The sequence below is a fragment of the Sulfurimonas crateris genome, from assembly GCF_005217605.1.
GTDB lineage: Bacteria > Campylobacterota > Campylobacteria > Campylobacterales > Sulfurimonadaceae > Sulfurimonas > Sulfurimonas crateris.
The window spans coordinates 32,568-54,479 of sequence record NZ_SZPX01000006.1 but is presented as its reverse complement, the minus strand read 5'-3'; the positions used below and the strand labels follow the sequence as shown (position 1 = coordinate 54,479).

At 40.8% G+C, this 21,912-nt stretch carries 17 protein-coding genes; 9 read left to right on the top strand and 8 right to left on the bottom strand.

The genetic code is table 11. The features are described 5' to 3' along the window. Window positions 1–168: 168 nt before the first annotated feature. The 3 genes from FCU45_RS08155 to FCU45_RS08145 form a co-directional block, all read right to left on the bottom strand. Window positions 169–2,016, bottom strand: coding sequence for a GGDEF domain-containing protein (locus FCU45_RS08155; protein ID WP_137014147.1), 1,848 nt, complete (start codon window positions 2,014–2,016; stop codon window positions 169–171). Window positions 2,017–2,092: 76 nt separating this feature from the next. Then, window positions 2,093–3,907, bottom strand: a complete 1,815-nt coding sequence (glmS, locus tag FCU45_RS08150; protein WP_137014145.1) for a glutamine--fructose-6-phosphate transaminase (isomerizing) — start codon at window positions 3,905–3,907, stop codon at window positions 2,093–2,095. 107 nt (window positions 3,908–4,014) lie between these two features. Further along, the gene (locus FCU45_RS08145; RefSeq protein WP_137014143.1) at window positions 4,015–6,528 is read right to left on the bottom strand and encodes a [protein-PII] uridylyltransferase family protein; all 2,514 of its coding nucleotides are present in this window, start codon (window positions 6,526–6,528) and stop codon (window positions 4,015–4,017) included. Between the two features lie 93 nt (window positions 6,529–6,621). Here FCU45_RS08145 and FCU45_RS08140 point away from each other — a divergent pair, with 93 nt between their 5' ends. The 9 genes from FCU45_RS08140 to FCU45_RS08100 all read left to right on the top strand — a co-directional run bounded on the left by FCU45_RS08140 (window position 6,622) and on the right by FCU45_RS08100 (window position 15,998). After that, window positions 6,622–6,909, top strand: a complete 288-nt coding sequence (locus FCU45_RS08140) for a putative quinol monooxygenase (protein ID WP_137014141.1) — start codon at window positions 6,622–6,624, stop codon at window positions 6,907–6,909. An 80-nt stretch (window positions 6,910–6,989) separates the two neighbouring features. Continuing rightward, window positions 6,990–7,238 (top strand): ribbon-helix-helix domain-containing protein, encoded by a 249-nt coding sequence (locus FCU45_RS08135; protein WP_137014139.1) that lies wholly within the window; start codon window positions 6,990–6,992, stop codon window positions 7,236–7,238. A 1-nt stretch (window position 7,239) separates the two neighbouring features. Beyond that, a complete protein-coding gene (locus FCU45_RS08130; protein WP_137014137.1) occupies window positions 7,240–7,650 on the top strand; it encodes a PIN domain-containing protein in 411 nt (136 codons plus the stop codon). A gap of 187 nt (window positions 7,651–7,837) precedes the next feature. Further along, window positions 7,838–9,406 (top strand): autoinducer-2 kinase, encoded by a 1,569-nt coding sequence (gene lsrK, locus FCU45_RS08125; protein WP_137014135.1) that lies wholly within the window; start codon window positions 7,838–7,840, stop codon window positions 9,404–9,406. Window positions 9,407–9,498: 92 nt separating this feature from the next. Then, entirely contained in the window at window positions 9,499–10,698 is a 1,200-nt protein-coding gene (metK, locus tag FCU45_RS08120; protein ID WP_137014133.1) for a methionine adenosyltransferase, read from the top strand. 3 nt (window positions 10,699–10,701) lie between these two features. Then, window positions 10,702–11,754, top strand: coding sequence for an aminofutalosine synthase MqnE (gene mqnE, locus FCU45_RS08115; RefSeq protein WP_137014131.1), 1,053 nt, complete (start codon window positions 10,702–10,704; stop codon window positions 11,752–11,754). 15 nt (window positions 11,755–11,769) lie between these two features. Then, window positions 11,770–13,899, top strand: coding sequence for an STT3 domain-containing protein (locus tag FCU45_RS08110; protein WP_137014129.1), 2,130 nt, complete (start codon window positions 11,770–11,772; stop codon window positions 13,897–13,899). 54 nt (window positions 13,900–13,953) lie between these two features. Next, window positions 13,954–14,793: a UTP--glucose-1-phosphate uridylyltransferase GalU gene (gene galU, locus FCU45_RS08105; protein WP_137014127.1), complete on the top strand. Its 840-nt coding sequence runs from the start codon at window positions 13,954–13,956 to the stop codon at window positions 14,791–14,793. A 2-nt stretch (window positions 14,794–14,795) separates the two neighbouring features. Next, window positions 14,796–15,998 carry a glucose-6-phosphate isomerase gene (locus FCU45_RS08100; protein ID WP_137014125.1) on the top strand — a complete coding sequence of 401 codons (1,203 nt, stop codon included), beginning with the start codon at window positions 14,796–14,798 and terminating at the stop codon, window positions 15,996–15,998. 21 nt (window positions 15,999–16,019) lie between these two features. Here the strand turns inward: FCU45_RS08100 and FCU45_RS08095 are convergent, their stop codons facing one another. The 5 genes from FCU45_RS08095 to carB are packed head-to-tail and all read right to left on the bottom strand — an operon-like array spanning window position 16,020 to window position 21,889. Then, entirely contained in the window at window positions 16,020–17,198 is a 1,179-nt protein-coding gene (locus tag FCU45_RS08095) for a glutathionylspermidine synthase family protein (protein ID WP_137014123.1), read from the bottom strand. A gap of 2 nt (window positions 17,199–17,200) precedes the next feature. Further along, window positions 17,201–17,761 carry a Cj0371 family chemotaxis-regulating polar lipoprotein gene (locus FCU45_RS08090; protein ID WP_137014121.1) on the bottom strand — a complete coding sequence of 187 codons (561 nt, stop codon included), beginning with the start codon at window positions 17,759–17,761 and terminating at the stop codon, window positions 17,201–17,203. After that, window positions 17,758–18,201 (bottom strand): hypothetical protein, encoded by a 444-nt coding sequence (locus FCU45_RS08085; protein WP_137014119.1) that lies wholly within the window; start codon window positions 18,199–18,201, stop codon window positions 17,758–17,760. Before FCU45_RS08085 ends, FCU45_RS08090 begins: the two co-directional genes overlap by 4 nt. Beyond that, on the bottom strand, window positions 18,198–18,671 hold the full coding sequence (locus FCU45_RS08080; RefSeq protein ID WP_246032275.1) for a hypothetical protein: 474 nt from the start codon (window positions 18,669–18,671) through the stop codon (window positions 18,198–18,200). Before FCU45_RS08080 ends, FCU45_RS08085 begins: the two co-directional genes overlap by 4 nt. Then, entirely contained in the window at window positions 18,632–21,889 is a 3,258-nt protein-coding gene (gene carB, locus FCU45_RS08075) for a carbamoyl-phosphate synthase large subunit (protein ID WP_137014117.1), read from the bottom strand. Before carB ends, FCU45_RS08080 begins: the two co-directional genes overlap by 40 nt. Window positions 21,890–21,912 lie beyond the last annotated feature (23 nt).

The following is a 21,912-nucleotide window of genomic DNA, read 5'->3' as shown; positions in this document are numbered from 1 at the left end:
CAGCGCCTTACAATTGCATCACTCTTTTAATTTTATATGCTTTTTTTAAATTAATATGCATAAAATCTCGAAAAACTAGTTTTTCGTAGCTTTAGGGGGTTGCAAGGGACATTTGTCCATGCCATCTAAAACGGACTTGTTCGTTTTAGTGCGTAATAAAGAGGAAGATTAAAAATCCTCTCCTTGGAACATCTCAGGTTTAAACTCTACGATCTTGTTTCTTCCCGTGTTTTTAGCCTCATACAGAGCTGTATCAGCATACTTGATACATTTCCAGATGGTATCTCCATCGGTAGGGAACTTTGCTATACCGATACTTAGCGTCTTTTTAAGTGTCTCTGATGTTCCGACGTCAAAAGAGAGTGCACCGAAAGCAGAGTGTATTTTTGTAGCTACTTGCATAACTCCTTCATCCGTAGCATTGCTCAGAAGAACAACGAACTCCTCCCCTCCGTAGCGTATCGCCAAGTCAGCTTCACGAATACTGTTTTTAAGCACCTTTGCAAGAGCGACGATAACTTTGTCTCCTATATCGTGTCCGTAAGTGTCATTTACCATCTTAAAGAAGTCGACATCAAGCATCATAACTGCATAAGTTTCGTTGTGTCTGTTTGCATGGCTCATGATCTTGTCAATGATCTCTTCAAGGAATCTTCTGTTATAAAGACCTGTCATACCGTCTCTAAGAGAAGTGTCTCTTAGTTTCTCCATAAGTATCTGACTCTCTATAACCGGTTTAGCAGCTTCTAGGTAGTGTTTGATACTTGAGATGTTTTTCTTCATCTTCTCAACTTCGTCTCTATCCTCGGATGTCATGGAGACCGTCAAAGATATATCGTGATTTATATTAAAGGGGATACAGACATAATCTATATTAAGTGCAACACAAGCTTGACAAAGATTTGGAAACTCTGTTGAAATTGTTACGCTATCTGTTCTGTGGGCTCTACATTCCATTGCGTTCTTGTTGGTCTTTTCAAAACAGATAGCATCGTCTTCTTCTGTGCTATATATAAGTTTTCTCTCTGAAGTTACGTTGTTTACTTCGTAAAATGCAAAGTGCCCGACTTGATATTTGAGTTTTAAAATATCGATGATCCTTGTATATACTTCATCTTTAGAACCGTCAAGCTCGATCGTCTTTTTAAATTTATAGATATCTGAGAGTTCGCTGATAATAGTTTTTGCCTCATAAAGAGGGTCGCTTGATGAGACACACCCCTGCGGTATAAATGTTGCAAGGTTGTATTTTATATCGCCAAAAGTCTCCTGCATCTTTCTAAAGAGCGAATTCATCTGATCTACAACGCTTCTGGCATCTCCTCCTACTTTTGAGACAAAATTGTGCGAAAAATCTCCGCTGTACGCTTTTTTAATACCGCTTTGCAGGTTTGAGAAAAGATTTAGATACGGGGTTACATAGTAGTTTATCAATAAAAGAACTACCACTATAAAGAGCAGATTTATTCCTAATATCTTAAGAATAGTAAGCATTCCGCTGCTTCTCATGTCACTGATATCAAACTCCATGCTGATAACGCCAAGAGTATCGCCTCTCTCAACGTTGTGGCACGACATACAGTTCGTATTGTCCATAGGTGTCGAAGCTTTATAGGGAATAGTGACTCTTAGAGTTGTGGCTTTTGTGTTTTCGGTGATCTTTTGTACGCTCTCTCCTGTTCGCAGTACCTCTTTATCTATCTCATCCCTGATAGCTTCATTGCTTAGACCCTCTCCGTATTGCTGGATAACATTCTCCCCTCTTGCAATCCATAGAGATTTGATATTGTTACTAGTAGCGATCTTATCCAGAAAGTACTGTCTTTTATCCATCATATCATTTACCATGTGGGCAGTAAGCCCATCTTTTACTATGTTTGCAGCAAGTTGTGATTTCTCAACAGCACTGTTTATGCTGTAGTCTCTAAAATTAAGTGATATATTGATAATCGTCGCGGCGGTAAGCCCTAGCAGCATAAACGTAACTATAACTAAAAGTCTGGATTTCGTTTTCATTATTAATCGCTTTATATGGTAATTGTTTTTTTATAATATCTAAGTAAATATAAATTTAGTTTGAAATATAAGCTATTTATTCTACCGTTACACTTTTTGCTAAATTCCTAGGCATATCGACGTCATTGCCAAGTCTTATAGATATCTCCAAAGATAGTAGCTGCACAACGACCATCATCTCAAAAAACTCAAGCATATAGTGATCGCACTCAGAGATCTCAATAAAATCATCCGCTCTCTCAAACGCTATCTGGCTAATAGCGCAGATAGTAGAATCCCTTGCACTCAGCTCCTCGACGTTACTTTTTGCCTTTTCATAGTGAAGATGTTTAGGAAGCAGTGCTATGGTAAAGAGCTCAGGGTCGGCAAGTGCGATAGGACCGTGTTTCATCTCTCCAGCAGGATAACCCTCTGCATGAAGATAAGATATCTCTTTAAGCTTCAAAGCGCCCTCTAACGCAAGAGGATAGAAAACATCTCTGCCGATAAAGAAAAAGCCGTGACCGTGAAGATATCTTTTTGACAATCTTTTTATGCGCTCATGCATCTCATCGCTAACTTTTACATGCGACGGAATCTCACGAAGAGTAGATATGTGTGAAGCGATCTCTTTTTGTGTAAGCGAGTTTTTCAGTTTTGCAACATATAAAGAGAGCATCCAAAAAACAGTCACCTGCGTAGCAAAAGCTTTTGTAGAAGCTACCCCTTTTTCTATTCCCGCTCTTGTTAAAATTGTCGCATCGGCTAGTCTTACCATCGAAGAGTTGTCGACATTACAGATTACCAGAGTTTTAAGTCCGGCTGCTTTTGCCATCTTCAATGTCTCTAGCGTATCGGCAGTCTCGCCGCTTTGGGAGATGACGACAAAGAGAGTATCTTTTGTCATTATAGGGTCTCTGTAACGAAACTCGCTTGCGATCTCTAGGGATGTCTTTATCTTAGAGTATCTCTCAAAGAGGTATGATGCGCTCATTGCCGCGTGGTATGAGGTTCCGCATGCGCAGAGTTTTATTTCTTTTATGCCATCAAATAGAGTTTTGTCCAGTTCGTCAAATATGATCTCATCATCGCTTAGTCTTCCCATCAGAGTATCGGAGATCACGACGCTCTGCTCATAGATCTCTTTTTCCATAAAAAATCTGTAGCCATCTTTTTGAGCAAGGAGCTTATTTTGTGAAAGAGAAGAAAATTTAGGCTCTTTTTGAACTCCATCTTTGTCAAAAATTGCTATTTCATCCGATGTCGCGTAGCCGTAGTCGCCGTCTTCAAAGTAGTTGACTCTCTGGCAATGCCCTATAAGCGGAGTGTCTGAAGATGCAAAATACTTCTCGTTCTCTTCATTTACTCCGATAAGCATCGGTGAGCCGTGTTTTGCAAAAAAGATGGTATCAGGTTCGCTCTTTGTAACAAGCAAAATTGCATAAGCTCCGTGAAGTTCACTTACGGTTTTTGAAAAAGCTTCAAAACTGTTTTTTGCACTCTTTTGGTTTTTCTCGAACTGATGCACGATGACTTCCGTGTCGGTCTGGCTTAAAAAAGTAACACCGCTTGATTGAAGCTCTTTTTTTAGAGTTGCGTAGTTCTCTATGATGCCGTTATGTACGACGTAAGAGCCCTCTCCTAAGTGAGGATGTGCGTTTAGTTCTGTAGGTTTTCCGTGTGTCGCCCATCTTGTATGCCCGATACCTACTGCAAAACCATCTGTTTTAAAATCTTTGGTTTTTTCTTCTAAGTTTACAAGTTTTCCGACAGCTTTGTAGTTGGAGAACTTTTCGTCTTGCAAAACCGCGATCCCTGCAGAGTCATACCCGCGGTACTCAAGCTCTTTAAGTCCATCTAATAAAATCTCTTTTGTATTTTTTTTACCTAAATAACCGACAATTCCGCACATAGTAGATATTTCCTTTTATAATTAGCTATATTCAATATTTTACTCTGACGCCGTTAGGCGGCTAGCTTTAGTGCCTTAGCGGCTAGCGTAGCAGCAGAGGACTTTGTTCACCGCTGCGTTAAAGTTAATAGCGCATAAATTTTTGCGACATTATTGCATATATCGTTTTGTTTTTCTATTAAGAAGCTGTCTCTTACTTTATGTTTAGTGCTGTGGATCTTTGCGGTGACTATGTTTATGCCAAGTTCTTCAAAACACTCCATGATGTACGCCAAAAGCCCTTTTTGGTTTTGGGTGTTGATCGTGACCTCTGCGTGGGTGAGCGAGTGTTCACAATCAATGCCTATCTCATCTTCGCGGATAGTGACATCTTTTAGTTTTATATGTCTGCTCATGTCAAAAGCGTTGTTGATGATATTTTCTATATGAATGGTCTCATTCTCATCAACATGTTCTATAAACTCTATTTTAAAATATTTCACACCGTCAAAGAGGGTAAATATCTCCATGGATGCGACATCAAGATGACTAAGTGATGCCAGAAGATAGCCGATATTTAGCGGAATTTTTCTGTAGATCTCTATTACCAAAGAGCTCTGTGTATCTATGGAAAAGTCATACTCTTTTGTCTTGGAGGCTTTTTTTGCGATCTCTATAATATCATGTGGTGTATGTTTTAGGAAAAAGAGATTTGACTCAACCCGCAGAAGTTTGCTCTGCAGCAGTTTTGACAGTTCTATAAACTCTTGAAGCTTAGCGACACGCCTTTCGCTGTTTATCCTTTTTGATGCGTCGGTGATCCTTTGGCGGTTTTGTGCTACCTCAAGTGCGTTTGTATAGAGCTCGCGAAGAAGTTTAGAGGTAAAAGAGTTGTAAACACCATCTCCGACACCGTTTATGTCTGCATAGGTAAGAACATAGAGAAGCTGCAGGTTCTTTACGTCTCCCACGTTTGACATAAACTTATAGAGCGTTTTTTCGTTGTGTATGTTCTCTCTGAGTGCCACATTGCTCATGGATACATGCTGTTTTACCAAAGTAACGCATCTCTCCTTCTCCTCCTCTTTGAGTTTCATCTTTTGGGCAAAAGCAGCGATGAGCTTGGCACCCACTTCACTGTGGTCTTGAACTCTTCCCTTACCGCTGTCATGAAAAAGCGTTACGATCTTTAAGAGCAGCTTTTCATCGTCTTTAAACTCATCGTAGAGGTTTTGGATAAAGGGTTCCTTGATATTTTCAAGCGCTTCAACGCACTTGATGGAGTGGATGTCAACCGGGTAGTGATGATAGCCGTCAAACTGAGGCAGATGGAGCACTTTTTTAAAAGCTCCAAATAGATGATGAAGCACTCCAGCATCGTAAAAGAGTTTTAAAAAGCTGTACATATATCTCTTTTTAAATAGCTCTTTTAAAAGCGAATATGTCTTTGCCTGAAGCGGGTAGGATATTTTTACGTAGGTAAATTGGCGCAAAAACCCTGCATCGAAATGATACGGCTTGTCCTCAAGCAAAACTAAAGTCTCAAGAAGTTTGTTTAGCGGCTGAACGGGCAGATTGTACGAGGCGTAGATCCTGTTCTCGATTTTGTATATACCGTGACTTAGACGATTTTTTCTAAAATTGCCAAGCTGCGACATATCGGCTATGTAGGGGCGAACCATCTTCTTTACAAAAATTTGGGTAAAGTTGCTTATGCGCCACTGCGCTTCAAGAACTTTTGTGACCATCTTCTGCTGATTTTTAAATCCTAAAAGTCGGCCTACTTCCGGGATAAACTCCAAAAGAAGCCTGTCTTCTTGTTTGTTCGTAATAAGATGAAGAGCGCTTCTTGTGCGAAAAAGCAGTTCCAGCGCTGCTCTGTACTCTTTGTACTCCTCATCAGAGAATAGAATGCCAGCCAGATCTTTAAGCGTTGTTACGCCGTAGATGGTGTGCGCTATCCAAAATATAAAGTTAGAGTCGCGAAGTCCGCCCACACTCTCTTTTATATTTGGCTGCATAGATGTCGGGTACTTTTTACGTCTCTCTTGCGACTCTTTGATCTTCTCTAAGATAAACTCTTTTTGTTCATAAAGGCGTATTCTGTTTAGCTCTTTGCTTGTCTCGTGCCAAGTAAGCGTGGAACCGGTTACAAACCTAGCTTCCATAAGTGCGGTTCTGATAGTAATATCCTCTTTGCTTGCCGCAAAAAGATCATTCGTCTCATGGACTCTGTGCCCAAGTTTCAGTCCTGCATCAAGAGCGAGATAGAAAAACTTCTCTATTATAAGCTCACTATTAAAACCATCCACTTTTTCATATACGATAAGCAGATCCACATCGCTGTGAACACAGAGCTGCTCGCGGCCGTAGCTGCCAAGTGCTACAATTGCTATGGGGATGGAGCTTCTCATGGGAAGGTAGTTGCCAAAGATACGTCTTAGAGTAGTTTTGTACATCAAAGTAATAATAGAGTCGAGCTGTTTTGTGTGGCGGACGAGAAAATCTTTTCCCTGATTTTTTTTAAAGAGCTCGCCAAGCGAGGTCTTGTACTCTTTTATAAAGGCTTTAAAGAGTTTTGAGAGTTCAAAATCACTGCCGTTTTTTTCTATTAAATCTTCGATCTGCAGTATTAAATCCAAAGTAGATGTCCTGATTTTTTCTATTATTATAGTCAAATTACTCATTTTTGCTATAATCGCTACGATTAAAATTTAAGCATAGGAAAATATGATATGACAATAACAAAGAAAGTGACATTTATAGCAAAAAAAGATGGCGTAGAGAAGATGAAAGAGCTTCTGAGCGCGATGGTAGCACCAAGCAAAGCAGAGGAGGGATGTATTTTTTATGACATTTTTCAGTGCAAAGAGAGACCCGAGAAGTTTTTTGCAGTAGAGACCTGGAGAGATGAAGCGGCACTTGACGGGCACAAAGCTTCAGAGCACTACAAAATCTACAAATCAAGCTACGAGCAGTACTGCGAAGACAAATACAGCGATGAGCTTGAGGTTTTGGGGTAATTTAAATTATAAGCCACTGATTTCTTCTTTACAAAAATAATGAAAAAAATGTATAATATGTAAAGAAAAAGGAGCTAAAAATGAAAAGAGCAGTTAACTTAAGATTAGAAGAGAGTGTAATTATTACTTTAAATAAACTAAGTGACGAATTACATACTACTAAAACAGATGTCATAGAAAAAGCCATAGAGTTTTTTTCTAAAGAAAATCGCCTCAAACAAAACGGGCTGTTAAAATTTGCGGGCAAATTAAAGAGTGCCGATGCGGATGCTATGTTGGATACAATCTCGCGTGATAAAAACTCTAAAGATTTTGAGCTAGATTTATAAAATGAGAAAATATTTAATTGACAGCGATATGCTGATATATTTTCTCAAAGGCAAGCAAGAAGCAGTAGCAAGGCTTTCCGATATACCTCCAAGCGAGCTTTACATCTCCAGAATTAACTTTGCAGAGCTTCTTTACGGTGCATACAACTCCGTAAGAGTCGAAGCAAATTTAAAAATCATCGTACCTTTTTTAAAAAACTTTCAAGTGCTGGAGTTTGATGAAGAAGCTGCTACGCTATTTGCAAAAGAGAAATCAAGACTTAAAAAAACCGGAAATATTATAGCCGATATGGATCTGATGATTGCAAGCATTGCTATAAAAAATGAGTGCACTTTAATAACCAATAATCTAAAACACTTTGAGCGAATACGGGATTTGAATATTGGGGAAATTGATAAAGGGAATATTTGATACTTAAGCATATTGATGACAAATCAAAACAGATAGAAACTCTTAAAGATCTGTTTAACAAGAGTAAAAGCCAAGCCCAGAAAAAGTGATGCCGATTTTAAAAGGGTTGAAGCTGGTTTGGGATGCAGTAGATACCCTGCTTGTAGGTATACGCAATGATTTTTTACTCAATCTAAGGAGATAATAAATGAACTACTTAATGGCAATAGACGCAGGTACGGGAAGTGTGCGTGCGGTAATATTTGACACTTTGGGCAATCAGGTAAGCGTGGCTCAAAAAGAGTGGACGCACTTGGAAGAGGAGGGCGTGCCTAACTCAATGAGTTTTGATTTTGATGCGAATTGGATCCTTGTATGTGAGTGTATAAAAGAGTCGCTCTCCCGCGCAAAGTTAAGCGGCGGGGACATAGCAGCTCTTAGTGCGACAAGCATGCGCGAGGGGATAGTCCTTTACGACAGAGAGGGCAGAGAGCTTTGGGCGGTCGCAAATGTTGATGCAAGGGCTGGCGAGGAAGTGCGCTTTTTAAAAGAGAACTTTAAGGGCATAGAAGAGGAGTTTTACAAAGAGTCGGGACAGACTTTCGCACTTGGGGCAATTCCGCGAATTTTATGGCTAAAAAACAACAGACCAGAGATTTATGAGCGTGTTGCGAAAATCTCTATGATCGGTGATTGGATCTTGGCACGACTTTGCGGAGTTATTGCAACTGACCCGAGTAACGGCGGAACAACAGGTGTGTTCTCTCTGAAAAATCGCACTTGGGCTCATGAGATGGCTGCAAAAGTAGGGCTTAAGGATGATATTTTCCCAGAAGTCTTAGAAGTAGGAACTCTTATGGGCAGTGTGAGCAAAGAGGCCGGTGTTGTCACGGGTCTATCGACAAAGACAAAAGTGGTCATGGGCGGCGGCGATGTTCAGTTAGGCTCTGCAGGCCTTGGTGTCGTAGATATCGGACAAGCCGCGATTTTAGGAGGTTCATTTTGGCAGCAGGTTGTAAATATCGACAAAAATACGCCTCCGCCGATTGATATGAATATAAGAGTGAACCCGCATGTGATCCAAAACCAGTCTCAAGCAGAGGGGATCACTTTTTTCAGCGGACTTGTTATGCGCTGGTTCAGAGACGCTTTTTGCGACATGGAGAAGCTTGAAGCTAAAGAGCAGGGCGTTGATGTTTACACACTCTTGGAAGAAAAAGCCTCAAAAGTTCCTGTCGGTTCTTACGGTATTTTGCCGATCTTTTCGGACTCTATGAAATACGCTAAATGGTACCATGCGGCTCCGAGTTTTTTAAACCTAAGTATAGATCCCTCTATTTGCAACCGCGCTTCGATGTTTAGAAGTCTACAGGAAAATGCCGCGATAGTCTCAGGCATAAACCTTGATAAGATCAGAGATTTTACGGGCGTAAAAATTGATGAAATTGTTTTTGCGGGAGGTGCAAGCAAAGGCAGACTCTGGCCTCAAATTGTAGCAGATGTGACCGGGTGCAGAGTCAAGATTCCCAAAGTCACCGAAGCAACCGCGCTTGGGGCTGCAATGGCTGCGGGTGTAGGCGTTGGAGTTTATGAGAGTATGGCAGATGCGGCAAAAAAACTGGTTCTCTGGGATAGAGTTTATGAGCCGAACTTAAAGAACAAAAAAATTTACGATGAGATAAAAATAAGATTTGAAAAGGCATACGAAGTACAATTAAAGTTAGTAGATGATAATATTACGACTTCAATGTGGAAAGCACCTGGTTTAGTGCTCTAGTTTTAAAGAGTAAAAGCCGAAATTAAGGGGTGTTTTTCAAACTAGTTTGCGAGGCGAAAGTCTTGCGGGCTGATAATAACCCAAGGAAATATATGTACCTTTTTACGAGTGAAGTAGTTAGCCCGGGACATCCGGATAAGTGTGCCGATATTATAGCGGACAGTATAGTTGACAAACTGATAATAGGGGATCCAAGATCAAGAGTTGCATCAGAGGTTTTTGTTGCGGGAAAACATATTGTAATCGGTGGGGAAGTTACATCAAAAACCAGAATTACGACGGAAGATTATAAAAAAATTGTTCATGATGCACTTGTAAATATTGGCTACGACGGAAATCCGTACTTTACAAAAGAGGAGTGTCTGCATCCTGAGGATATAGAGCTTCAAGTCCTTTTAAATGCGCAGTCTCCTGATATCAACCAAGGTGTTGATCAAGAGGACGGTGAGACAGGAGCGGGCGATCAGGGGATAATGTTCGGTTACGCAGATATTGAGACTAAAAACTATATGCCGAGTGCTATTACATACGCAAGAGTTTTGATGGAGAAGGTTTATAACTATGCAAAAGCAAACCCGTCTAAACTTGGTGTTGATATCAAGACTCAGGTCACTATGGATTATGGCACAAAAGAGAACTTTGAGAGCTGCAGACCGCAAAAAATTCACACTATAGTGGTCTCTGCTCCGTGCGTGAACACTATGGATATAAAAAGTGTTAGAGCATTGATACAAGAGCTGATAGATGATGCAGGGCTTCCAAGTGAACTTTATGACAAAAGCGACTGTATCATTCATATAAACCCGACGGGAAAATATGTATCGCACTCTTCACTTCACGATTCAGGTTTAACGGGCAGAAAACTTATAGTTGACAGTTTCGGAGGTTATGCACCGATCGGCGGTGGAGCTCAAAGCTCAAAAGACTACACAAAAGTGGATAGAAGCGGACTTTATGCGGCTAGGTGGATCGCAAAGCATATCGTAGCATCTGGAGTTGCTAAAAAAGCGCTCGTTCAGATATCTTATGCGATCGGTGTTGCACGTCCTACATCCGTGACAGTCGACACATACGGAACCGTTATCAACGGCATGGATGATAATAAGCTCTCTGAGTTTGTGCAGCAGAACTTTTCGCTTACTCCAAACTGGATAACTAAAAAGTTTAACCTTGATATGCCTTCAAAAGAGACATTTTTATACGCAGATGTCGCGGCTCGTGGACAGGTCGGGCAGAGTGACTACCCTTGGGAGCAGCTCGATGAGCTTGATAAGTTTGAGGCTTTAAAGTAATTGATGAATTTAAAAGATAAGATTTTAGCAGGTCATAGAGTGAGCTTCGATGAGGCACTCTCTCTCTATGAGATGGACTTTTTTGAGCTTGGCGAACTAGCAGATAATATCCGTAAAAAGAAGCATGGCAAAAAGACCTACTACAATATAAACCGCCATATAAATCCCACCAACGTCTGCGCTGACGTTTGCAAATTTTGTGCATACTCGGCGACTAGAAAAAATCCAAACCAATACACGATGAGCCATGAGCAGATAATGGAGATCGTTAAAGACATCGACTCCAGAGGCGCCAAAGAGGTTCATATAGTCTCTGCTCACAATCCAAACACGGGTCTAGAGTGGTATTTAGATATTTTTAAAAAGATTAAAACCGCTTATCCTCATCTACATGTAAAGGCTTTGACTGCCGCAGAGGTTGATTTTCTCTCACGAGAGTATGGCAAAAGCTATGATGAGATACTAGACTTAATGATCCAAAACGGTGTTGACTCTATGCCAGGAGGCGGTGCTGAGATATTTGACGAGAAAGTTCGTGACTATATCTGCAAAGGCAAAGTCACATCCGATCAGTGGTTTGAAATACATAAAAAATGGCATGAGCGGGGCAGAAAAAGCAACGTGACCATGCTTTTTGGACATGTTGAGAGCCGTGCAAACCGCATAGACCATATGATGCGAATTCGTGAGCTTCAAGATATTACAAGTGGATTTAACTGCTTTATCCCGCTTGTTTACCAGACTGAAAATAACTATCTTAATATCAAAGAGCCTATAACTGCAAATGAGATTCTGCGTACTATGGCGATCAGTCGCATAGTTTTGGATAATGTGCCAAATCTTAAAGCCTACTGGGTTACTTCAACGGTTAATCTCGCACTCGTAGCTCAAGAGTTCGGCGCAAACGACCTAGATGGAACTATAGAAAAAGAGTCCATAAACTCCGCGGCCGGTGCGAAGAGTGCAAACGGCGTAAAGCTTGAAGAGTTTAGAGCACTCATAAAAAACAGCGGATTTATTCCCGTAGAGAGAGACAGTCTGTATAACGAGATATAACTAAAGGAAAAAGCCGTGGATACATTAAACAAAGAGACTAAAATAACGCTGCTCTACATTGCTATAGCATTCCTCTTCTCGGTCGCTCTTAGGATGATCTGGTTTTATCAGTTTTCTGATTATGAGCCTTTTAAGTTTAACGGCCAGTTTATGATAAACACAAATGACGGCTATTTCTGGGCTGAGGGTGCAAGAGACATACTTAGTGGTGTGAGTCAGGAGAATGACCTCTCTCCAATAGATCGTGCAACTTCACAGTTAACGGCTCTTTTTGCATTTATACTGCCTTTCTCTTTTGAGACTGTCATCCTTTTTATGCCTGTTGTTTTAGGCTCACTTGTAGTTATTCCTATAATACTTATCGCAAAAAGCCTAAATAACCAAGAGATGGGGCTTGTTGCCGCACTTTTGGCAAGTATCGCCAACAGTTATTACAACAGGACGATGATAGGCTACTTCGATACCGATATGTTAAATATAGTACTTCCGATGTTTCTTCTGTGGTCAATTATCTGGGCAATTAGAACAAATGAGAACAGATACCTCATTATCACTGCAATTGATATCCTGATATACAGATGGTGGTATCCTCAAAGCTACTCGCTTGAGTTCTCGTTCTTTGGACTTATCCTCCTTTATACGCTGATCTGGGATAGGAAAAATATATATAACTACAAACTTCTCTCTCTTATGATGCTTGCTATGATCGGTTTTGAAGGGTACATAAGAACTCTTCTGGTAATTGCTGCTTTCTATATCTACACAAAAGAGAAGTTTGACAGATATGTCTACTATATTTTTGGTGTGTCGATAGTTCTCTTTTTTACTTCAGGCGGATTTAATCCTATCTGGGGGCAGCTTAAAGGGTATGTATTTAAAGATGCCGTAACAGCTGGAAAAGATGGGCTCGGACTTCACTTCTACTCGGTTGTGCAGACCGTCAGAGAGGCTGGACAGATTCCGTTTGAGATATTTGCAAACAGAATAAGCGGGCACGTGGTCACGTTTATTCTCTCTGTAGCAGGATTTATCTATCTGGCATATAAGCACAAGATTATGCTTCTTGGGCTTCCTCTTATCGGTCTTGGATTTTTAGCGTATGTAGGAGGGCTTCGCTTTACCATCTATGCGGTTCCTGTTTTAGCTTTTGGGGCTGCTTTTTTAATAACAGAAGCCGCAAGATTTATGCCGACAAAGAGGTTGAAGTTTTTAACCGTTACTGCTTTGAGCTTGGCTGTTTTATATCCAAACATCACTCATATACAAAACTACAGAGTTCCTACGGTTTTTAGTGCGGATGAGGTCAAGGTGCTTGACAAATTTAAAGAGACAGCAGAGAGAGAGGATTATGTGATCGCTTGGTGGGATTACGGTTATCCGCTTAGATACTACAGCGATGTTAAAACACTGATAGACGGCGGTAAACACAGCGGGGTTGTGAATTTCCCTGTAAGTTTTATTTTGACACATCCTCAAGAAGCAGCGGCAAAGATGTCAAGACTCGATGTTGAGTACACCGAGAAAACATTTAAGTTTAAAGAAGAAAATGAAGATCTCATAAGAGATAAGAACCTCACAATATTCTCAAATATAGAGCAGATGACAAAAGATTACGGTTTTAGTGACACCAATGACTTTTTGCTCTCCCTTGAGGGTGAGATGGAGCTTCCAAAGAAGAGTAGAGATGTCTACCTCTATCTGCCGCATAGAATGATAGATATATATCCAACCGTAGAGAAATTCTCAAGTATAGATCTTATGAGCGGCGAGATGAGAAAAAGCCCGCTATATTATGCTACTAGAATGTTTAAACAGGAGCAAAACATCATTCATCTAGGTGGAGGTATTATATTCAATATTCAAAATGCTACGATCACAATTAACAATCAGACTGTGCCTATAAAGAGATTTGTTCAGACATCATACGACAAGAGTGCCAACTTTTCAAAAAATATACAGATGGGAAATCCTTCTGAAGATGTGACGATTATTTATATGGCAAGTCATAACACCTTTTTGGTCGTGGATGAAAAAACATACAACTCGCTATATATTCAGTTGGGCATACTTGGAGAGTATGATAAAACTCTCTTTGAAAAGGTTGTGGACACTCCTCAATCAAAGATATACAGGTTAAAGATTTAATATGTTTAAATTGGATAAAATCCAAATAAAAACTATACTCAACTAGGATAGAAGATGCCAAAAGATAGAACAAAAATTTCAAAATGCCTTTTTCCAGCAGCAGGGTATGGGACAAGATTTCTGCCTGCTACAAAAGCTATACCAAAAGAGATGCTCCCAGTGCTTACCAAGCCGCTGCTTCAGTATGGTGTAGAAGAGGCGATAAGTGCCCAAATTGATACTATGGCGATTGTAACAGGTCGTGGAAAACGCGCGATTGAGGATCATTTTGATATATCTTATGAGCTGGAGCATCAGATAAAAGGAACCTCAAAAGAGCACTACCTTACAGAGATAAGAGACGTCATTACAAAGTGCACATTCTCATATACGAGACAGATCGAGATGAAGGGGCTAGGGCATGCGATACTCAGCGGTGAGACGCTTATCGGGGATGAGCCTTTTGCGGTAGTATTAGCCGATGACTTGTGTGATAATAACGGGAGTTCTGTTTTATCTCAGATGGTCACACTTTATGAGAAGTACCGCTGCTCTATTGTTGCGGTTGAAGAGATACCGCCGCAGGACAGCAACAAGTATGGAGTAATAGCAGGCAACATGGAAGAAGATGGTGTTATCAGGGTAACTGATATGGTTGAAAAGCCGGACCCAAAAGATGCCCCTTCAAATCTTGCGATCATAGGCAGATATATTCTTACACCTGATATTTTTGACATCTTAAGAGATACAAAACCCGGAAAGGGCGGAGAGATACAGATAACCGATGCTCTGCTCGCTCAGGCAAAAGAGGGAAGAGTGATTGCTTACAGATTTGAAGGAAAAAGATTTGACTGCGGAAGTGTAGACGGTTTTGTAGAGGCTACAAACTATTTTTATAACAAAAAAAGTATCTGAAGATGAAATATCAGCATAATTTCAATCCTACCATATCGGATGAGGATATTTTTGAAGAGATAGTAATAGAGAAAGAAGATATAGGATACTACAATCTTGTACATCAAGACGGCTCCGTCTTTAAGAAGTACGCTGAGGGTGTTAAACAAAAAAACATTGTCGTCATAGGCATAGGGGGAAGTACACTTGGTACTTATGCTATATATAAATTTTTAAAATACTCGAAAAACTTAAGCAAAAAGCTCTACTTTTTAGAGACCACGGATCCAATAGACATAAAATCAAAATTGGAGAATATCGAGTTAGACGATACTCTTTTTATAGTTATCTCAAAGTCGGGCACTACGATAGAGACCATCTCTATTTTTAAATATATAAACTCTCTTATAAAGTGTGACAAAAACAATACGCTTGTTATAACAGAGAGTGACTCTAAGCTGAGTGAATATGCAAAAGCAAACGAGATCATGAGCTTTAATATACCAAAAAATGTAGGCGGGAGATTTTCCGTATTTAGCGCGGTCGGTTTGGTTCCCTTAGCAATTGTAGGTATAGATATCGATCAGCTCCTAAGCGGTGCAAAAGAGATGCACGACTCCTTTTTCAGTAAAACACAAACATACGAGAGAGTGCTGAAAAAAGCTAGATTTTTTGTAGAGTATAAAAACAGCTTCAACATAAATGTAGTCTTCTCCTACTCATCCAGACTTGAGGGCTTCAACAAGTGGTATATTCAGCTCTGGGGAGAGAGTCTGGGCAAGATCGATATTAACAGCACAAGACAAGGTCTTACGCCAATTGGGATAATAGGGCCCATTGATCAGCACTCCTTTTTACAGCTGATAGTAGAGGGCAGGCGTGATAAGACGGTCACGGTTATCAAGGTCGAGGATTTTGACAGCAACCTTGTGATACCTAGTGTAAGGCTAGAGGGGCTAGAGGAGCTTGATTATATTGACGGTATTGAGTTCTCATCGCTTATAAATGAGCAGGCAGATGCGACGATAGAGTCTATAAATAATCTTAACGACATACCTTGTGATGTTATATCTATTGACAGCGTAAATGAAAAAAGTATTGCGGCTCTGATGTATGAGTATGAACTTTTGACATCGGTTTGTGCAAAGTTTATGTATATAAATGCTTATGACCAGCCCGGAGTCGAGGCCGGAAAGATCATCTTAAAGCAGAAGCTTAAAAAGTAGACCTCTTTAAGTCTTGTAGGTCTACTCTATAATATGACCTACAAATTTGCTCATGTTGTTTAGTATTTCGCCGCCTTTTCTAAAACTAAGACCGCAAGCCTCGTAAGCGAAGAAAACTCCTGCCTGGTACTTCTCTTTGTTCTCATCGCTATTTAATTCTACATACTCTTGATATATTTTTTTGTAGTTGCCGTAAGGTCCATCCTGCTCATGCAACACGCTTCCATCAGAGTCAACTATTTTTACGTTAGCACCCTCTCTGCCAAAGACGCTCTTCTCTACATGTTTGACACCTTTTAGAGGTTCAAAAGATGTTTTTAAAAGGTACGGCGAATCAGGAAAGAGGTCGCAGAGAATCTTTAGCATCCCTTTTGATTGAAAAAGCAGGGTATATGCAGGGTTTATGATGATCGCACTCTGGTTTTGCATAATGTTACTCAGAGTCGTTGCAAGCTCTGGCTCATCAATCGCAATATCTTCCCACGGATAGAGCTTGAACCAGTACTCATACTGATTCTCGTCTCTGTCATAGATCCCGTCTTCATCAAACTTTACATTTTGCAGATACTCGAACCCTGTGTTAAAACCTGCATCCGTAGCTATCTGCTGAAGCAGTCTGGTGGTTGCTTCCTCTTCGTCATTTCCATGGATGGATGAGAATAGTATCTTCCAGCCGTCATATCTCTCATCAAAAAGCTCTGTGTCGTCAAAGAGCGTGATAAGACGCTTGAAGTTCTCTTTTATGGCATCATAGACGTTGTTAAACTGACTCTCTTCATCAAGAGAGTTCTCCTTTAAAAGCGCCCACTGCAAAAGAGCAGTTTCAAAAAGCGATGTAGGCGTATCGGCGTTAAATTCAAGAAGCTTTATAGGTTTGCCATCCAGACCGCCCGCTAGATCAAATCTGCCGTAGATGTGCCAGTGAACATCGTTTTCCCAGCTTTTTTTAATCGCATCTATAAGGTTAAACGGGATCCCTAGCTCAAAAAAGAGGTTGTTCTCTATGACATACTCAGCTGCTTCCGCATACATATCATAGAGCTCATTAACAGCATTGTAGTACGCTTCGGCCTCATCTTGAGTGATTTTAACCAGAGTCTCGCTTATGTACTTACTGCTGTCACTGTCCGTATGCCATCTGAAACCAATCTCCTCCAACTTCTCATTTTTTAGAGGCTTTATATCTTTTAGTCTTACCAATCTCAGCCGCCGTATGTAGAAGTTCTTGACGTAGAAGCGGTAGAGCTTCCAAAAAAGCTTTTTTTGCCAGAAGCAGATGAAGCTCTTGCTGCAGCGGAGCGGCTATATGCACTTTTATTTACGGATGCCGATCTGGAAGCAAAGTTTTTGTTGTTCATAAGCGCGTTGCCTATTATATTTCCTAATAGCGCACCTGCGGCAACGGCAAGAATAGTACTTGCAAGCCCCATTCCCGCACTTGAGTCACTGCTCGATACTGCTTCTGAAGAGCCGTCTAGAGTCTTTAGATACTCCTGCTCTGCCATCGCTCTCATCTCATCTTCGTTCATAAAGCGCTCAACAGTATTGCCGTTCTCATCTTTTTCGCGAATGATAGCTCTGTTTGGACCCTCTGTTGGCATCTCTTCGACTACGATATATTTTCCGTTTGCCTGTTGCTCAATGACCAAGTATCTGTTTTGAGGCTCTTGCTGCTGTGACGTACATCCGCTAAGAACACTCATCATAACTACTCCTGCACTTCCCAGTGCAACTCCGCCTTTTAGAGAAGAGATATGTCTCACTTTTTTAAATCCTTTTTACTTATTTTAATAATTTTATTGAGATTACGCTCATAAAATGTAATCTGCTCTCTGCCGTCATAGAGAATATCGCCGCTGTATGTTCTCTTGGATGTCACTAAAACTTTATCTTTTTGCATAAACATAGCCTCTCCGACACTGTGACCTATGCTTTGAAAAAGTGTCAAAAGAACAAGGAAAGAGAGCACACCTACGGTTATCAGACTGACTTTATAGTTTTTGACATATACTACAAGATAACCCAGAATGATACTTGTTCCAAAGAATAGATATACATTTTGGTTGTCTGCAAAGAGAATATTGTAGTAGAGATCGATATTGTAAAAGTTTATATAATTTAGAAGCACTCCCAAAAAGAGGAAGAAGTCTAAAATAAAAGTTATAAATATACCGCTAAGAAGCGCCTGGATTGCTCTGTTCATCTTAGTTTTCTCCTCTTTGTAGAGTTTATTTTTATAAGAGACGATGAATCTTTTTCAACTAGAGAGTTAATATCTTCCACTATTATATCAGCTTTTGATTCGCAAAAATCCCTATTAAATCTCTCAGCACTTTTATTTGCCGAAGTTGAGTAGAACCAAGGAGTCTCTCGCAGTATCTCAGAGTCGAGTTTTATCTCTGCAACTCTAAAAGAGAAATTGTTAATAATGAACGTAGTTTTTTTTGAGCGGCGAACCAGATTTTTTCTTCCCTTTAAAACCCTGCCTCCGTCTTGCTTAAAGCTTTTAAAGTCTTTGTAAACTTTGATAAATGGTTTTGTTTGCGAGCGGGATTTTATTTCGTAGAGCTTTTGCGCGTTTTGCGACAAAAAACCGACGGTAGTGTCGGTTTGTGTTAGGATGACTGGCATCTCTATGCTAGAAAGTCTTGCAGCGCTTTTGAGGATGACCATGAATCGTCTCTCATCTCATCAAGAGCAAGTATAAGCGCTCTTGCAGCACTAAGAGTCGTAAAGTAAGGTATATTTCTCTTAAGCACCTCTTGGCGTATAACGATGGCATCTTTTTTTGATGTGTTGTTATCAGATGTGTTGATCGCCATATGTATAGCATCGTTTTTCATGCTGTCTTCTATATTTGGGCGACCTTCAGAGATCTTAAGGACCACTTCACAAGGGATGCCTGCCGCTTCTATAACGGCTTGAGTTCCTTTTGTAGCGACAAGCTTAAATCCATGTCTATGAAGACCGCTTGCGATCTCCGGAGCATGTTTCTTGTCGGTGTCTACAAAAGAGAGGAAACAAGTTCCCTCTCTTGCTATTTTATTGCCTGCGGCAATTTGAGCTTTTGCAAAACTGATACCGAAGTTTGAACTGATCCCCATAACTTCGCCTGTTGATTTCATCTCAGGTCCCAAAACCAGATCCGCACCGTATAGTTTATGGAATGGGAAGACCGCCTCTTTTACTGAGATATGCCCTTTTAGGCGAGGCTTTAATAAGCCGTTTTCTTCCATAACGATATTGTACTTGTCGTAATATTTGAGTGCGTCTCTTAGAGTATCGCCCACCATTACGCGTGTAGCTACTTTTGCAAGCGGCATCCCTGTAGCTTTGCTTACAAAAGGAACTGTTCTTGAAGCTCTAGGGTTTACTTCTATAAGATATATCTCATCTTGATAGATAGCGTACTGGACGTTCATAAGTCCGCGAACACCAAGACCCAGTGCGATTGTTTTTGTCTGCTCTTCTACTTTGTCAATCATCTCTTTTGAGAGATTAACTGGAGGAAGTGAACAAGCGCTGTCTCCGGAGTGGATACCAGCCTCTTCGATATGCTGCATAACTGAGCCTATATAGACATCTACCCCGTCACAGATAGCATCAACGTCAAGCTCTATTGCCTGATCCAAAAACTTATCTATTAAAACAGGTGCATTGTTTGAAACTGATACTGCCAAGTCCATATACTGCTTAAGTTCATCTTCGCTGTATACGATTCTCATACCGCGTCCGCCAAGAACAAATGACGGACGGACAAGCACAGGATAACCGAGTCTCTGCGCTATGACATAAGACTCCTCTTTTGTGCGTGCAAGACCGTTTGATGGCTGTTTTAGTCCATGCTGATTTACAAAGTTCGCAAACTGCTCTCTATCTTCTGCTAGATCAATTACGCTAGAAGGAGTTCCGGCAATTTTAGCTCCTATTTTGTTAAGAGAATCTGCAAGTTTTAGGGGAGTCTGTCCTCCGAAGTGAACGATAATACCGTCAGGCTGCTCATTCTCTACTACTTCTCTTACGTGTTCAAAGTCGATAGGCTCAAAGTAGAGAACATCGGATGTATCATAGTCTGTAGATACCGTCTCAGGATTACAGTTGTACATAATGGTCTCTATACCCATCTCTTTAAGTGCGAATGCAGCGTGAACACAGCAGTAGTCAAACTCAATACCCTGACCGATCCTGTTTGGTCCGCCGCCTAATATAAGCACTTTTTTCTTATCGCTTACTCTGTTCTTAACATCTGGAAGTTTTGTGATGTTTGTAGTTGAGTAGAGGTATGGAGTAAGTGCTTCAAACTCTGCGGCACATGTATCTACCTCATTGTACTCAAGGTTTACTCCCAGAGCTTTTTTAGCTTTATATACATCATCTTCGCTAACTTTTTTACCCGTGTTTTTAGTGAGGAGATTGGCTATTCTTTTATCTGAAAAACCGTCAACCTTTACACTTCTCATATACTCGGCATCACTTAAGATGCTCTCATTCATGCTGCTCTCTGTTTTGATTATCTCTTCAAGTTGATACAAAAACCAAGGGTCGATCTGACATGTCTCAAACATCTCCTCTACGCTCATACCGCGGCGAAAGCCCTCGGCTACATAGAGGATTCTATCAGCGTTTGGACGGCGGATCTCATGCTTGATGAAATCCATATCTCCATCTACTTCGTCAAATCCGCAAAGGTCTGTTTCAAGAGAGCAGAGCGCTTTTTGAATCGACTCTTTAAACGTACGCCCGATCGCCATAGCTTCGCCTACGGACTTCATGCTAGTGCTTAGCGTATTTACAGCTTCAGGAAATTTCTCAAAAGTAAAGCGTGGAACTTTTGTAACTACGTAGTCGATCACAGGCTCAAACGATGCAGGAGTCCCGGTGATGTCGTTTGTGATCTCATCAAGAGTAAAGCCTACAGCAAGAAGTGTTGCAACCTTTGCAATAGGATAGCCCGTTGCTTTTGAAGCAAGTGCTGATGAGCGCGAAACTCGAGGATTCATCTCGATAACGATCATACGTCCAGTCTTTGGGTCAATCGAGAACTGTACGTTACTTCCGCCCGTATCAACACCGATCTCACGTAGAATTGCAAAAGAGGCATCACGCATACGCTGATACTCTTTGTCTGTAAGAGTGAGTGCCGGAGCAACTGTGATAGAGTCTCCGGTATGAACGCCCATAGGGTCAAAGTTTTCAATCGAACATACGATGATACAGTTGTCCGATTTGTCACGGATAACTTCCATCTCGTACTCTTTCCAACCAAGCATAGACTCCATGATCTCTATCTCATTGATCGGAGACGCAGAGATACCCTCAAGGGCTAGTTTTTCAAACTCTTCCATGTTGTATGCCACGCCGCTTCCGCCGCCGGCAAGGGTAAATGAAGCTCTTGATATTACCGGAAAGCCGATCTCGCGAGCTACTTCAATCGCCTCTTCAACACTGTAAGCATTTTTACTTTTTGGCAGGTCCATGCCGATCTTTATCATCGCTTCGTTAAAGAGGTGTCTATCTTCCCCTTTGCTTATCGCTGTTGGATTTGCACCTAAGAACTCAATACCTTCAAGCATCCCTTTTTCATGCATGCTCATTGCTACATTGAGTGCGGTCTGTCCTCCCATGGTAGGCAAAATAGCATCTACTTTCTCATCTCTGATGATCTTGGCGATCACCTCTTCTTTTATAGGTTCTATATATGTTCTGTCTGCAAATTCCGGATCCGTCATGATCGTTGCTGGGTTAGAGTTTATAAGAATTACGCGGTAACCAAGCTCTTTTAGTGTTTTAACTGCTTGAGTTCCTGAGTAGTCAAATTCGCAGGCTTGGCCGATAATGATCGGACCTGAACCTATAAGTAAAATAGTGTGAATATCGGTGCGTTTTGGCATTGTTTACCTTTTTTGTTAGTACA

What these genes read in the sequence shown, in the direction of transcription:
- glmS (WP_137014145.1), bottom strand. Translation starts at nt 3,907, where the DNA reads ATGTGCGGAATTGTCGGTTATTTAGGTAAAAAAAATACAAAAGAGATT.
- mqnE (WP_137014131.1), top strand. Translation starts at nt 10,702, where the DNA reads ATGAATTTAAAAGATAAGATTTTAGCAGGTCATAGAGTGAGCTTCGAT.
- lsrK (WP_137014135.1), top strand. Translation starts at nt 7,838, where the DNA reads ATGAACTACTTAATGGCAATAGACGCAGGTACGGGAAGTGTGCGTGCG.
- metK (WP_137014133.1), top strand. Translation starts at nt 9,499, where the DNA reads ATGTACCTTTTTACGAGTGAAGTAGTTAGCCCGGGACATCCGGATAAG.
- FCU45_RS08085 (WP_137014119.1), bottom strand. Translation starts at nt 18,201, where the DNA reads ATGAACAGAGCAATCCAGGCGCTTCTTAGCGGTATATTTATAACTTTT.
- FCU45_RS08100 (WP_137014125.1), top strand. Translation starts at nt 14,796, where the DNA reads ATGAAATATCAGCATAATTTCAATCCTACCATATCGGATGAGGATATT.
- FCU45_RS08140 (WP_137014141.1), top strand. Translation starts at nt 6,622, where the DNA reads ATGACAATAACAAAGAAAGTGACATTTATAGCAAAAAAAGATGGCGTA.
- FCU45_RS08080 (WP_246032275.1), bottom strand. Translation starts at nt 18,671, where the DNA reads ATGGTCATCCTCAAAAGCGCTGCAAGACTTTCTAGCATAGAGATGCCA.
- FCU45_RS08155 (WP_137014147.1), bottom strand. Translation starts at nt 2,016, where the DNA reads ATGAAAACGAAATCCAGACTTTTAGTTATAGTTACGTTTATGCTGCTA.
- FCU45_RS08135 (WP_137014139.1), top strand. Translation starts at nt 6,990, where the DNA reads ATGAAAAGAGCAGTTAACTTAAGATTAGAAGAGAGTGTAATTATTACT.
- FCU45_RS08130 (WP_137014137.1), top strand. Translation starts at nt 7,240, where the DNA reads ATGAGAAAATATTTAATTGACAGCGATATGCTGATATATTTTCTCAAA.
- galU (WP_137014127.1), top strand. Translation starts at nt 13,954, where the DNA reads ATGCCAAAAGATAGAACAAAAATTTCAAAATGCCTTTTTCCAGCAGCA.
- carB (WP_137014117.1), bottom strand. Translation starts at nt 21,889, where the DNA reads ATGCCAAAACGCACCGATATTCACACTATTTTACTTATAGGTTCAGGT.